Raw genomic sequence first — 12,508 nt, forward strand, 5'->3', positions numbered from 1 at the left:
TACATCGGCAACGGCCGACCCCCTGGACCGCGACCCAGGAACCCCGAACCGTCACCGAAGTCCTGATACATCAAGTGTCACCGATCCCCTGATGCAGAACTGTCACCCATGTCTTGAGACATCACACCGGCCCCGCTGCCCTGAGCACTTCCCCCGTCGAACATGTGTTCGATTCTAGGTGGTGCCGCCGACAGGCACAAGGGGTGGGCGCACATCTGTGGATGAGCGCCCACGTTCATGGACGACCCCGCCCGCGCCCATGAGACACGCCGCTTCCCGCACCAGCCGCCCACCGCTAGGGTCGAAGCGGCCGCGTGAACGATCCAAGGACACAGGAGGCAACGCCGTGCGCGTCGGAGTTCTCACCGGAGGCGGGGACTGCCCTGGTCTCAACGCCGTCATCCGAGCCGTGGTCCGCAAGGGGGTGCGCGAGCACGGGTTCGACTTCGTCGGCTACCGCAACGGCTGGCAGGGTCCGCTCGAGGGCCTGACGATGGAGCTCGGCATCGAGCAGTGCCGCGGCATCCTCCCGCGCGGAGGCACCATCCTCGGCTCCTCCCGCACCAACCCGTTCAAGATCGACGGCGGCGTGGAGAAGATCAAGGAGAACCTCGCCAACGACGGCGTCGACGCCCTCGTCGCGATCGGCGGCGAGGACACGCTCGGCGTCGCCACCAAGCTCGCCGACCTCGGCGTCGACGTCGTCGGCGTGCCGAAGACCATCGACAACGACCTGTCGGGCACCGACTTCACGTTCGGCTTCGACACCGCGGTCAACATCGCGACCGAGGCGATCGACCGGCTCCACACCACCGCCGAGTCGCACCACCGCGTCCTCGTCGTCGAGGTGATGGGCCGCCACGCCGGCTGGATCGCGCTCCACTCGGGCATCGCCGGCGGCGCCAGTGCGGTGCTGATCCCCGAGCAGCCGTTCGACATCGACGCGCTCTGCGCGCACGTCGAGAACCGCTTCAAGACCCGGTACGCCCCGATCGTCGTCGTGGCCGAGGGCGCCGTCCCCAAGGAGGGTGGCGACATGACGCTGCGGACGGGGGAGAAGGACGCGTTCGGCCACGTCCGCCTCGGCGGCATCGGCGACCGGCTGGCCAGCGAGATCGAGCAGCGCACCGGCAAGGAGGCGCGCGCGGTCGTGCTCGGCCACATCCAGCGCGGCGGCACGCCCACGGCGTTCGACCGCTGGCTCGCGACCCGTTTCGGCCTCAACGCGATCGACGCGGTCGCCGAGGGCGACTTCGGCAAGATGATGGCGCTGCGCGGCACCAACATCGCGCGGGTCCCGCTCATCGAGGGGACCGGCGAGCTCAAGACGGTGAGCCCCGAGGAGTACGCCGAGGCGCAGGTCTTCTTCGGCTGACGTCGGAGGACCCGGGGGAGGTCGGATGGACGAGCAGCCGTCGCTCAAGCGGGTCATGGGCCCGCGGCTCCTGCTGCTCTTCATCGTTGGCGACATCCTCGGCGCGGGGGTCTACGCCGTCACCGGCGAGATGGCCGGCCTGGTGGGCGGCATCGTGTGGGTGCCGTTCGTGGTCGCCTTCGCGGTGGCGGCGCTCACCGCGCTGAGCTACCTCGAGCTCGTCACCAAGTACCCCCAGGCCGCCGGCGCCGCGCTCTACGTCCACAAGGCGTTCGGGATCCACTTCGTCACGTTCCTCGTGGCGTTCGCGGTGATCTGCTCCGGCATCACCAGCGCGTCCACGTCGTCCAACGTCCTCGCCCAGAACCTGCTGGCGGGGCTGGACAACGTCGGCTGGGAGACCGGCCTCGGCACGACCGGCGCCACCGCGGTCGCGATGGCGTTCATGGTGCTGCTCGCGCTCATCAACCTGCGCGGAGTGGGGGAGAGCGTGAAGTTCAACGTCGTCCTCACGCTCGTGGAGATGACGGCGCTGGCGATCGTCATCGGCGTCGGCTTCTGGGTGATGGCCCGCGGCGACGGCGACCTGAGCCGCGTCGTCACCTTCACCTCCCCGGAGGAGAAGGGCCTCTTCCTCGCCGTCACGGCAGCGACCGCTGTGGCGTTCTTCGCGATGGTCGGCTTCGAGGACTCGGTCAACATGGTCGAGGAGTGCAAGGAGCCGGAGCGGATCTTCCCGCGCACGATGCTCACAGGCCTCGGCATCGCCGTGGTGATCTACGTGCTGGTCGCGATCTCGGTCGTGACGGTGCTGACCCCCGGCGAGCTCGCGGAGATCGACAAGGCCGAGGGCCGGGCGCTGCTCGAGGTCGTCAGCGCGGGCGCGCCGGACTTCCCGATCGACAAGGTCTTCCCGTTCCTCGCGGTCTTCGCGGTCGCCAACACCGCGCTCATCAACATGCTCATGGCGTCGCGGCTGCTCTACGGGCTGGCGCGGCAGGATGTGCTGCCCCGGGTGCTGGGGCGGGTCGCGCCGCGCAGCCGGGCCCCCTGGGTCTCGGTCGTGTTCACCACGCTGCTCGCGCTGGCCCTCATCGCCTACGTCGCCAGCCAGGCGGAGAGCAGAATCGTGCTCAACCTCGCCAGCACCACCGCGCTGCTGCTCCTGGGCGTCTTCGCGGTCGTCAACGTCGCCTGCCTCGTCGTACGCCGTCGCGACGACGAGCCCGGCTTCTTCCGGTCGCCCGGGCCGCTGCCGGCGGTGGCGGCGCTCGCGTGCCTGTTCCTGGTCGGCCCGTGGGTCGACCGCGACGCCATCGTCTACGAGATCGCCGGCGCGCTGCTGCTGCTGGGCGTCGTGCTCTGGGCGGTCACCTGGCTGACCAACCGCGGCGCCCGGGCGAAGCGCACCGGCTTCAGCGACGTCGACCACCTCGGCGGCTGAGCCGCCCTTCCCGGGGCCGAAGGTCCGACGCTACCGAGCCGGGCCCGGCCGGGGCATCCCCGCGGTGGGGTAGACGCCTGCCGATCTCGCCGCGACGTGGCCCACGTGGGCGATTCGGGGCAGGGGGCGATCTGGGCACGGTGGGTGTGGGACCGCCCCATCCCGCGCCACATCACTCCGCGAAGGGAACGAGACGATGAAGCTGAACTCCAGGTCCTGGGGACTCGCGGCCGCCGCGATGGCCATCCCGGGGCTGGTCCTCGCCGCCGGCGTCGAGTCCTCGGCCAGGCCCCCGGGCAACAACGGTGTCATCAAGATCGACGACATCCCGTTCGACCAGCACCCCGACAACGAGCCGCACGTCGGCTGCACCTTCGAGGTCGACTTCTACAACTACGAGATGGGGGACTACTACGCCACGGTCCGGTTCACCGTCCACCCGCCGAGCGGCAAGCCGCAGGTGCTGCTCACCGACTCGGTCTTCATCGGCGAGGACGCGGCCGGCGGCGGTACCGACCTGGACGCCGAGAACGAGTACAACCTCGCTGACGCACTCAAGCCGTTCTGGGCCCACCCGAACCAGGGCTACCACGTGAAGCTCAAGGTCAGGGCGCCCGGCTCCATCGGCAAGGACACCAAGTACAAGACCTTCTGGGTCACCGGCTGCGCCGGCTACTGACGCAGCGACGTGAACCGGTGCCGGCCACCGGCCGGCACCGGTCCGGAACCTCTGGGAGATGCCTACGATGCCCACCGCCCGACGCCGCCGCCTCTCGCTGCTGATCGGGGTGGTGGCCGCCTGCCTCGTCGCCTCGACACCGTGGACCGCAGGGGCGATGACGCCCCCCCACGAGGTCGTCGTGAGCGACGACCCGGTCGACTGGACGCCACACGTCCTCGACGGGCAGGTCAACGCGATCGTGCAGGTGGGCGACACGGCCATCGTCGGCGGGGACTTCACCCAGGTGCAGGACGCCGGCTCGGCCCAGGTGATCGACCGCCGCCACCTCTTCGCGGTCGACACCCGGACCGGCGCGGTCCGCGACGACTTCGTCGTCCCGCTCAACGGCCGCGTCGAGGACCTCGCAGTCGCCCCCGACGGCAGCTCGGTGGTTCTCGTGGGCGGCTTCCGCAGGGTCGACGGCGTGCTCAAGCGCCGGATCGCGATCATCGACGCCGCCACCGGTGAGGTGGACCGGGGCTTCACCGCGCACGCAGACTCGCTGGCGCAGGAGGTCGCCGTCCGCGGAGACCGGATCTACGTCGGCGGCAAGTTCTCCACGGTCAACGACGTCGCCAGGTCCGGGCTCGTGCGGCTGGATGCGACGGGGGCCGTGGACCCGGGACTCGACATCCCCTTCACCGACCCGCCCCGCGGCGGCATGGGCATCCGCGGCCTCGACGTGTCCCCGGACGGGTCCACCCTCGTGGCCGTCGGCAACTTCGGGCAGGTGGCCGGCCTCGAGCGGGTCCAGATCGCGATGCTCGACGTCGGTGGCCCCACGGCGTCCGTCGTCGACGGCTGGAAGACCGACGTCTTCCCGGTCTGGAACCCCGACAAGGCGGGGGCCAGCTGGTGCTCGACCTCGTTCGACGGGTACATGCGCGACGTCGACTTCTCCCCGGACAGCAGCTATTTCGTGGTGGCCACGACCGGCGCCAACCGCCCCGAGCGGCTCTGCGACACCGTCACCCGCTGGGAGACCGGCGATCGCGGCGCCTCGCTGCACCCCACCTGGGCGAACTGGAGCGGCGGCGACTCGCTCACCGCAGTGGCCGTGACCGGTGAGGCGGTCTACGTCGGCGGGCACCAGCAGTGGATGAACAACCCGTACATCGCGCTGGCCTGCGGCGTGTGCCCGGGCCCGGGGCCCGGCGGCGTGGACCGGCAGGGGATCGCGGCGCTTGACCCGCTGAACGGGCTGCCGTTCAGCTGGGACCCGGGGCGGTCCCGCGGCTACGGCGTCAACGGCTTCTTCACGACGCCCGAGGGGCTGTGGGTCGGCAGCGACACCGACGTGCTCGGCGGCGAGGTCCACCGCAAGCTCGGCTTCTTCCCGACCGCGGGTGGCGTGGACGTGCCGCCGCACGTCCCTGTTCCCATCACGGCGGACCTCTACGACATGGACCCCGCGACCGGCGACCTGTTGCGCCGGCCCTGGGACCCGGACGGCCCCGGCGCCGGGAGCGTGGTGCCCACCGGCGTGGACTGGAGTCAGGCCCGCGGCGCCTTCGTCGCCCACGACCGGCTGTACACCGGCTGGAGCGACGGCACCCTCACGGTCCGGGACTTCGACGGCACGACGGTCGGTCCCACGAGCGCGCTGGACCTGCACGGGCTGGAGGTCGCGCCGCCCAAGCGGTTCAAGATCCCCGGGACGAAGACGCCGATCCCCGGCTTCGCCGACCACCTGGCGAACGCCTCCGGCATGTTCTTCCACGAGGGCCGGCTCTACTACACGGTCGCCGGCGAGGGGCGCCTCTACTTCCGCGGGTTCACCCCGGAGAGCGGGATCGTCGGCGCCAACCTGTACGTCGCGAGCACCGGTGACGGGGTGCCCTGGGCGCGGGTCCGTGGCATGACCCTGGGCTCCGGCCAGCTGGTCTACGCGGCGCGCGGCAAGCTGTGGCGGGTCCCGTTCGACGGCAGGCCCACCGGCTCGCCCACCGTGATGGGGGGCCGCCGGGTCGACGGCGTGGCGTGGAACACCACGGGGTTGTTCTCCTTCGGCGGCTGAGCGGGAGGGGCCGAGCAGGGCGGCGTCCACGCCCCGGCGCCGAGTCGGGGCCGCGGCCCCGTCCGCCGTACGCTGGTCCGGTGAGCATTCCCGACCTGTCATCCCTGCACGCGCTCGGACCGGCCCAGCAGCCGTCGTACCCGGACCGCACCGCCGTCGACGACGCGGTCGCCAAGCTCCGGACGTTTCCGCCGCTGGTCTTCGCTGGTGAGTGCGACGAGCTGAAGGCCAAGATCGCCGCGGTCAGCCGCGGCGAGGCGTTCCTGCTCCAGGGCGGCGACTGCGCCGAGACCTTCGCCGGCGTCACCGCCGACAACGTCCGCAACAAGCTGCGGGTGCTGCTGCAGATGGCGGTCGTGCTGACGTACGCCGCGTCCGTGCCGGTCGTGAAGGTCGGCCGGATCGCCGGTCAGTACGCCAAGCCCCGCTCCTCCGACAACGAGACCCGCGAGGGCGTCACCCTGCCGGCGTACCGCGGCGACGCGGTCAACGGCTTCGACTTCACCGAGGCCGCCCGGGTCCCCGACCCGCAGCGACTCGTGGACGTGTACCACGCGTCCGCCGCCACGCTGAACCTCGTGCGTGCCTTCGTCACCGGTGGCTACGCCGACCTGCGCCAGGTGCACGCGTGGAACACCGACTTCGTGCGCGAGTCGGCCGCCGGCCAGCGCTACGAGGCGGTCGCCAACGACATCGACCGTGCGCTGACCTTCATGAAGGCGATCGGCGCCGACCCCGACGAGTTCCACCGGGTCGACTTCCACAGCAGCCACGAGGCGCTGGTGCTGGAGTACGAGCACGCGATGACCCGCATCGACTCCCGCACCAACGACCCGTACGACGTCTCCGGCCACTTCGTGTGGATCGGGGAGCGGACCCGCCAGCTCGACGGGGCGCACGTGGAGCTGCTGAGCCACATCAAGAACCCCATCGGCGTGAAGCTCGGCCCGTCGACGACGCCCGACGACGCCCTGGCGCTCGCGGCCAAGCTCAACCCGGAGAACGAGCCCGGCCGGCTCACCTTCATCACCCGCTTCGGCGCGGGGAAGATCCGTGACGGCCTGCCGCCGCTGATCGAGAAGGTCACCGCGGCCGGTGTCGAGGTGGCCTGGGTCTGCGACCCGATGCACGGCAACACGTTCGAGGCGTCGTCGGGCTACAAGACCCGACGCTTCGACGACGTCATCGAGGAGGTGCAGGGCTTCTTCGACGTGCACCGCTCGCTCGGCACCTGGCCGGGCGGCATCCATGTCGAGCTGACCGGTGACGACGTGACGGAGTGCGTCGGCGGCGGCGAGGACCTCGCCGAGATCGACCTGGCCCATCGCTACGAGTCGGTGTGCGACCCGCGGCTCAACCGGGTGCAGTCGCTGGAGCTGGCCTTCCTCGTGGCGCAGATGCTGCGCGAGGCCTGAGCCGGTCCGGGGGACGACGGCCGTGATCGACCTGCGCAGCGACACGCTGACGCGCCCGACCGAGGCGATGCGCGCCGCGATGGCGCGCGCCGAGGTGGGCGACGACGTCTACTCGGAGGACCCGACGGTTCGGCTGCTCGAGGAGCGGGTGGCCGGGCTGTTCGGCCACGAGGCCGCGCTGTTCACGCCGACCGGGTCCATGGCCAACGTGCTCGCGGTCCGGTCGCTGGTCGCGCCCGGGCAGGAGGTGCTCTGCGACGCCAGCGCCCACATCGCACGTGCGGAGCTCGGCGCCCACGGCGCCTACTCCGGCATCACGATGCGCACGTGGGTGGGGGAGCGCGGCCAGGTCGACCTCCCGATCATCAAGCAGCTGTTCGCGCCCGACATGGGCCCGTTCTTCGTGCCGACGGCGGCGATCTCCGTCGAGAACACCCACAACTTCGCCGGCGGCGCGGTGCAGCCGATCGAGGACCTCCAGGCGTTGCGGCAGTACGGCGACTCCGTCGGGGTGGCCGTGCACCTCGACGGTGCCCGGATCTGGAACGCGCACGTCGCGACGGGGGTGCCGCTGCACGACTACGGCGCCGTCGCCGACGTCCTCGCCGTCTGCCTCTCGAAGGGGCTCGGCGCCCCGGTCGGCTCGCTGATGGTCGGACCGGCCGACGCGATCGCCGAGGCGCGGGTCTGGCGCAAGCGGATGGGTGGCGGCATGCGGCAGGTCGGCATCCTCGCCGCGGCCGGGCTGCACGCGCTCGACCACCACGTCGAGCGGCTCGCCGAGGACCACGCCCACGCCCGGCTGCTCGCCGAGGCCTGCCGCGTCGACCCGGCCTCGGTCGACACCAACATCGTGGTCGTCCCGCACGACGACCCCCCGGCGTACGTCGCCGCGGCCCGCGAGGCGGGTGTCCTCGTGGCGGCCGTGGGCCCCGCCGCCGTCCGGCTGGTCACCCACCTCGACGTGAGCGGGGCCGACGCCGACCGGGCCGCGAAGATCCTCGGCTCCCTCTGACTGCACGGGCCGGCCGCGGCCCCATTTCCGGGGACTCGAAAACGGGCGACCGGTCAGTACAGTGGAATCACATCCCCAGCGGATGGATGGTTCCATGTGGTGGTTGTTGTGGTTGACGTTGGCGGTCCTGCTCGGGGCTGCCGAGTTCTTCACGCTCACCCTGGTGCTCGGACTGCTCGCGGGCGCCGCGCTCGCCGCCGCGGTCGCGGGAGCCCTCGGGGCGTCGGTCCCGATCCAGCTCCTCGCGTTCGCCGTCACCGGCGGGGTCGGCCTGGCGGGGGTCCGGCCGATCGCGAGACGACACCTCGCCCTGCCGCCCCTGTCGCGCGAGGGCAGCTACGCCCTCGTCGGCAAGACGGGCCTCGTCACCCGTGAGGTCACCGCCGACGGCGGCCTGGTCCACATCGCGGGGGAGGACTGGTCGGCGCGGGCGTACGACGAGGACCTGGTCATCCCGGCCGGGATCCACGTGGACGTGTTCGAGATCGAGGGCGCGACCGCGCTCGTCCATCCGCGCGACCCGCTGCCGGAGACCCGGCAGGAGGAGGGCTGAGCACGATGGATCTGTTGGTGGTTCTCGCCGTCGTCGCCGGACTCATCGCCTTCGTGATGGCGTCGGCGATCCGCATCGTCCCGCAGGCCAGGCGGTACAACATCGAGAGGTTCGGGCGGTACCACAAGACGCTCCAGCCGGGCCTCAACCTGATCATCCCGCTGGTCGACCGGGTCAACACCAAGCTCGACGTGCGCGAGCACGTCTACTCCTCCGACCCCAAGCCCGTGATCACCGAGGACAACCTGGTGGTCGCGATCGACACCGTCCTCTACTACCAGATCACCGACCCGCGGGCGGCGGCGTACGAGGTGGCCAACTACCTGCAGGCCATCGACCAGCTGACCGTCACCACGCTGCGCAACCTGATCGGCTCGCTGGACCTCGAGAGCACGCTGACGTCCCGCGAGACCATCAACACCAGGCTTCGGGAGGTGCTCGACGAGGCCACCGGCAAGTGGGGCATCCGGGTCAACCGCGTGGAGATCAAGGCCATCGACCCGCCCACCAGCATCAAGGAGGCGATGGAGAAGCAGATGCGTGCCGAGCGCGACAAGCGTGCGGTGATCCTCCACGCCGAGGGCGAGCGGCAGTCGCTGATCCTCACCGCGGAGGGCACCCGCAACAAGCTGATCCTCGAGGCCGAGGGCAAGCAGCAGGCGATGATCCTCGAGGCCGACGGCGAGGCGAAGGCGCTGGAGCGGGTCTTCCAGTCGGTCCACGCGAACGACGCCGACCCGAAGGTGCTGGCCTACAAGTACCTCGAGATGCTTCCGCGCCTTGCCGAGAACGGCAACGGCTGGTTCGTCATCCCCGGCGAGCTCACCGAGGCGGTCAGGACCGTGACCTCGGCCTTCGCCGGCGACGAGGGCGCCTCCCGGCCCGCCGGGATGGGCACGTCGGTCACCGCCGAGCAGGAGACCGGCCCGGGCGCCGGCTCGAACGGCGTGATCGCACCGCCGCCGCGGCCGCAGGCGATCGAGGCCGAGGCGGCCCGGGCCGCGGAGACCGCCCGCGCGGCGGCCGACGAGGCGAGGGCCGAGGCGCAGGAGGCCCGCAAGCAGGTCTGACCGTCAGCCGGAGCAGTCAGCCGGAGCGGTCAGCTGGAGGGGGCGACGAAGGTCCGGGTCGGCACGCCGACCTCGCAGCGCGGCAGCGGCCCGTCGCCCTCGTTCCAGCGCGGCGGCTGGATGAAGCACGGCCGGGTGTCGCCCGGCGCGGGGTCGGGGGACCCCGTCGCGAGCCCGGCCGTGGCGTGGACAAGTGCGGCGACGACTCCCGAGACCAGCAGGACAGCCAGCGGCTGACGAGTTCTCATGGCGGTTCCTCTCGCTCTCGACCCCCGTCCAGACTCGGTCGCGAGCCGGCGCAGCGCCATTCGCCATCCGGCGAATCCTTGCCCGCGACGCGACCGCGTCCCCATGGCCCCGTCTCGCTGAAGGCCGTGGTTGCAGCTGGCGGTAGGGTCGAGGCAACCATGCTGCCGAGCCAGCTCGCCGAGCTGCGGGGCAGACCTGAAGGGCGGACGTCATGTCGACGTCACCGACCACCCGCACCCCCGACGACACGGTTCCGGTCTCCGAGCGTGTGCCCCTGAGGCTGGGTCTGCGACCCCCGGCGCTCGAGGCGTCCGGGCCCGACGGCGCCTGGTGGCCGCAGTCACGCGACCTCCGGACCGAGGCGGCGGACCTGGTGGACAACTTCCCCGTGGAGGCCGGGCACGTCAGCCGGCTGCTGTTCTCGCGTCCCGACTGGGACGACGCGCTCGTCGACGGCCGCGGAGCGCGCCGGATCCTGGCGCGAAGGGGGTTCGTGAAGGTCGGCTCGTTCCCGAGCGACGACACCCGGCTGATGGTGGCGATGCTGGCCACCGGCCAGCGGCTCCGGCTGACGGTGATCGCCTGCGACGCCGACCCCGTCGAGGCCGCGGCCGTGCTGGAGGCCGCGGCGGCAGGGGCCCTCGTCGAGGACCCAGGTGCTCTCTCGTCGAGGTGGGATGACGAGGATCCGCATGGCTGACGTGCCCACGACGCGACGTCCCGACAGGTCGCGGGGCCTGTCGGCCCTCCGCGAGTCGGTCACGGAGGCGCGCCAGCGGGTCGACCAGGCACGCGGGGCCAGGTCGACCCCCACGGCGCCTTCTGGCGCCGGGGAGCAGCGCGACCTCTGGCATGCGCTGGAGCTCTACGCCGGGGCGCTCGAGCACCTGGGGGTTCCCGTGCCCTACCGGATGCGGGACGAGCTGTCGCTGTACCGGTCCCTGTTCGCCATCCGTCGCGGCACGTGACCGCTGCTCACCCGGGGCGAGGCGTGCCGAGGAGGCGGGCGACGCCGGCCAGAGGACCGACCAGCAAGCCCGCAGGAGGTGGCGGCCTCATCACCCGGCGGTAGGCGTGGGTGAGCGCGGCCAGCTGCAGCAGCGGCGGCTCGCCCGTGCGGGCGCCGACCGGTCCTCGGCGACGCATCCGGTCGTAGGTGGCCGCGAAGTCCATGAGGTCGTCCTCCGGCCGGTAGCCGAGGACGAAGACGACCTCGGAGTCGACCAGTGCGGCCTCGTCGCCGGTGTTCAGGAAGCCGTGGGTGGCTCCCGTCGGAACCTCGACCCGTCCGCCCACGGGGAGCGTGTCGACCCTCCGCCCGATCCGGGTGACCACCTGGCCGCGGACGCAGGTGAAGGTCTCCACGAGGACGGGATGACGGTGGGGGAAGCTGCCCCGGATGCCCGGCCCGCCGGGTTCGGCCTCGATGCGGAGCCGGTACCGGTCCCCGGTCTCGCGGGGCGTCTCGAGCACCTGCACGGTGTGGTCGCCGATGTCCAGCACGGTCCCGGGCTCGAGCATCGTGTGCCTCCCTCGGGTCCGGCAACCGGTCGCCCGAGCGACTCCTCGGGGCCCATTCTCCTCCGTCGCTAGCCCACCCGCACCCGGTCGGCCGAGTCGACCCGGTCGACCATTGCGGGGAGTCGGCGCACGGCGGCGGCGAGCTCGCGCAGCGTCGTCCCCTCGAGCGCCTGCGGCCCGTCGCAGAGGGCCTGCTCGGGGTCGGGGTGGACGTCCACGATCACGCCGTCGGCACCCACCGCGATCGCCGCCCGCGACAGCGGGACCACGAGGTCCTTGCGGCCGGCGGCGTGCGAGGGGTCGACGATGATCGGCAGGTGGCTGGTCGCCTGCACCACCGGCACCGCCGAGATGTCGAGGGTGTTGCGGGTCGCGGGCTCGAAGGTGCGGATGCCCCGCTCGCACAGGACGACGTCGAGGTTGCCGCGCTGGGCGATGTACTCGGCCGCCATCAGCCACTCCTCGACGGTCGCCGTCATCCCGCGCTTGAGCAGCACCGGCTTCCCGGCCTGCCCGACGGCCTGCAGCAGCCCGAAGTTCGCCATGTTGCGGGTGCCGACCTGGAGCATGTCGGCGTGCTCGGCCACGACCTCGACGTCGCGGGCGTCGACGACCTCGGTGACGACCGGCAGCCCCGTGGCGCGGCGTACGTCGGCGAGGATGCGCAGCCCCTCGAGGCCGAGCCCCTGGAAGGCGTACGGCGAGGTGCGCGGCTTGAAGGCCCCGCCGCGCAGGATGGTGGCGCCGGCGAGCTGCGCCATCCGCGCGGCCGCGAGCGTCTGCTCGGCGGACTCGACGGCGCACGGTCCGGCGATGAGCGTGAAGGTGTCCGGCCCGATCGGCACCTGGTGGCCGGCCGGCCCCACCCACACCGTGGAGCGCTCGGGGTGGTGCTGCCGGCTCACCAGCTTGTAGGGATCGGAGATCCGGTGGACGTCGGCGACGCCCGGCAGCGTCCGCAGGTTCAGGTGGTGGAAGGAGTCGATGTCGCCGACGAGGCCGATGATCGTGCGCACCACGCCCTTGCTGACGAACGCCTCGCCGCCGACGCTCTCGACCCGTTCGACGACATGTGCGATCTGCTCGTCGGTGGCATCGGGGGACATGACCACGACCATGGGGGCTCCC

The 12,508-nt window shown here is 71.8% G+C and carries 13 protein-coding genes; 10 read left to right on the forward strand and 3 right to left on the reverse strand.

From position 1 onward, the window contains the following. Positions 1–346: 346 nt before the first annotated feature. The 8 genes from ACFP2E_RS03160 to ACFP2E_RS03195 all read left to right on the forward strand — a co-directional run bounded on the left by ACFP2E_RS03160 (position 347) and on the right by ACFP2E_RS03195 (position 9,610). Entirely contained in the window at positions 347–1,375 is a 1,029-nt protein-coding gene (locus ACFP2E_RS03160; protein WP_378521328.1) for a 6-phosphofructokinase, read from the forward strand. Between the two features lie 25 nt (positions 1,376–1,400). Then, positions 1,401–2,819: an APC family permease gene (locus tag ACFP2E_RS03165; RefSeq protein ID WP_378521327.1), complete on the forward strand. Its 1,419-nt coding sequence runs from the start codon at positions 1,401–1,403 to the stop codon at positions 2,817–2,819. Positions 2,820–3,015: 196 nt separating this feature from the next. Then, positions 3,016–3,498 (forward strand): hypothetical protein, encoded by a 483-nt coding sequence (locus tag ACFP2E_RS03170; protein WP_378521326.1) that lies wholly within the window; start codon positions 3,016–3,018, stop codon positions 3,496–3,498. 67 nt (positions 3,499–3,565) lie between these two features. Further along, positions 3,566–5,557, forward strand: coding sequence for a delta-60 repeat domain-containing protein (locus tag ACFP2E_RS03175; RefSeq protein ID WP_378521325.1), 1,992 nt, complete (start codon positions 3,566–3,568; stop codon positions 5,555–5,557). An 80-nt stretch (positions 5,558–5,637) separates the two neighbouring features. Continuing rightward, positions 5,638–6,972 (forward strand): class II 3-deoxy-7-phosphoheptulonate synthase, encoded by a 1,335-nt coding sequence (locus ACFP2E_RS03180; protein ID WP_378521324.1) that lies wholly within the window; start codon positions 5,638–5,640, stop codon positions 6,970–6,972. Positions 6,973–6,994: 22 nt separating this feature from the next. Continuing rightward, positions 6,995–7,987: a threonine aldolase family protein gene (locus ACFP2E_RS03185; RefSeq protein WP_378521323.1), complete on the forward strand. Its 993-nt coding sequence runs from the start codon at positions 6,995–6,997 to the stop codon at positions 7,985–7,987. A gap of 94 nt (positions 7,988–8,081) precedes the next feature. Continuing rightward, positions 8,082–8,540 carry an NfeD family protein gene (locus tag ACFP2E_RS03190; RefSeq protein ID WP_378521322.1) on the forward strand — a complete coding sequence of 153 codons (459 nt, stop codon included), beginning with the start codon at positions 8,082–8,084 and terminating at the stop codon, positions 8,538–8,540. A gap of 5 nt (positions 8,541–8,545) precedes the next feature. Continuing rightward, complete coding sequence (locus ACFP2E_RS03195) at positions 8,546–9,610, forward strand: SPFH domain-containing protein (protein WP_378521321.1); 1,065 nt, start codon at positions 8,546–8,548, stop codon at positions 9,608–9,610. Positions 9,611–9,639: 29 nt separating this feature from the next. On the opposite strand, the gene ACFP2E_RS03200 is transcribed toward ACFP2E_RS03195, so the two are convergent. After that, positions 9,640–9,858, reverse strand: coding sequence for a hypothetical protein (locus ACFP2E_RS03200; RefSeq protein ID WP_378521320.1), 219 nt, complete (start codon positions 9,856–9,858; stop codon positions 9,640–9,642). 212 nt (positions 9,859–10,070) lie between these two features. On the opposite strand from ACFP2E_RS03200, the gene ACFP2E_RS03205 reads away from it, so the two are divergent. Then, on the forward strand, positions 10,071–10,559 hold the full coding sequence (locus ACFP2E_RS03205) for a DUF5994 family protein (protein WP_378521319.1): 489 nt from the start codon (positions 10,071–10,073) through the stop codon (positions 10,557–10,559). Beyond that, positions 10,552–10,827, forward strand: a complete 276-nt coding sequence (locus ACFP2E_RS03210) for a hypothetical protein (RefSeq protein WP_378521318.1) — start codon at positions 10,552–10,554, stop codon at positions 10,825–10,827. Before ACFP2E_RS03205 ends, ACFP2E_RS03210 begins: the two co-directional genes overlap by 8 nt. A gap of 7 nt (positions 10,828–10,834) precedes the next feature. Here ACFP2E_RS03210 and ACFP2E_RS03215 read toward each other — a convergent pair whose 3' ends face one another. Beyond that, positions 10,835–11,380 carry a cupin domain-containing protein gene (locus tag ACFP2E_RS03215; RefSeq protein WP_378521317.1) on the reverse strand — a complete coding sequence of 182 codons (546 nt, stop codon included), beginning with the start codon at positions 11,378–11,380 and terminating at the stop codon, positions 10,835–10,837. A 68-nt stretch (positions 11,381–11,448) separates the two neighbouring features. After that, a complete protein-coding gene (aroF, locus tag ACFP2E_RS03220) occupies positions 11,449–12,486 on the reverse strand; it encodes a 3-deoxy-7-phosphoheptulonate synthase (RefSeq protein WP_378521316.1) in 1,038 nt (345 codons plus the stop codon). Positions 12,487–12,508: the final 22 nt, after the last annotated feature.

It is taken from the genome of Nocardioides sp. GCM10027114 (genome assembly GCF_042659625.1).
GTDB lineage: Bacteria > Actinomycetota > Actinomycetes > Propionibacteriales > Nocardioidaceae > Nocardioides.

Bases quoted from the DNA above. Each gene is read 5' to 3' on its own strand.
- ACFP2E_RS03165 (WP_378521327.1), top strand. From the start codon at position 1,401: ATGGACGAGCAGCCGTCGCTCAAGCGGGTCATGGGCCCGCGGCTCCTG.
- ACFP2E_RS03170 (WP_378521326.1), top strand. From the start codon at position 3,016: ATGAAGCTGAACTCCAGGTCCTGGGGACTCGCGGCCGCCGCGATGGCC.
- ACFP2E_RS03175 (WP_378521325.1), top strand. From the start codon at position 3,566: ATGCCCACCGCCCGACGCCGCCGCCTCTCGCTGCTGATCGGGGTGGTG.
- ACFP2E_RS03190 (WP_378521322.1), top strand. From the start codon at position 8,082: ATGTGGTGGTTGTTGTGGTTGACGTTGGCGGTCCTGCTCGGGGCTGCC.
- ACFP2E_RS03195 (WP_378521321.1), top strand. From the start codon at position 8,546: ATGGATCTGTTGGTGGTTCTCGCCGTCGTCGCCGGACTCATCGCCTTC.
- ACFP2E_RS03200 (WP_378521320.1), bottom strand. From the start codon at position 9,858: ATGAGAACTCGTCAGCCGCTGGCTGTCCTGCTGGTCTCGGGAGTCGTC.
- ACFP2E_RS03205 (WP_378521319.1), top strand. From the start codon at position 10,071: ATGTCGACGTCACCGACCACCCGCACCCCCGACGACACGGTTCCGGTC.
- ACFP2E_RS03210 (WP_378521318.1), top strand. From the start codon at position 10,552: ATGGCTGACGTGCCCACGACGCGACGTCCCGACAGGTCGCGGGGCCTG.
- ACFP2E_RS03215 (WP_378521317.1), bottom strand. From the start codon at position 11,380: ATGCTCGAGCCCGGGACCGTGCTGGACATCGGCGACCACACCGTGCAG.
- aroF (WP_378521316.1), bottom strand. From the start codon at position 12,486: ATGTCCCCCGATGCCACCGACGAGCAGATCGCACATGTCGTCGAACGG.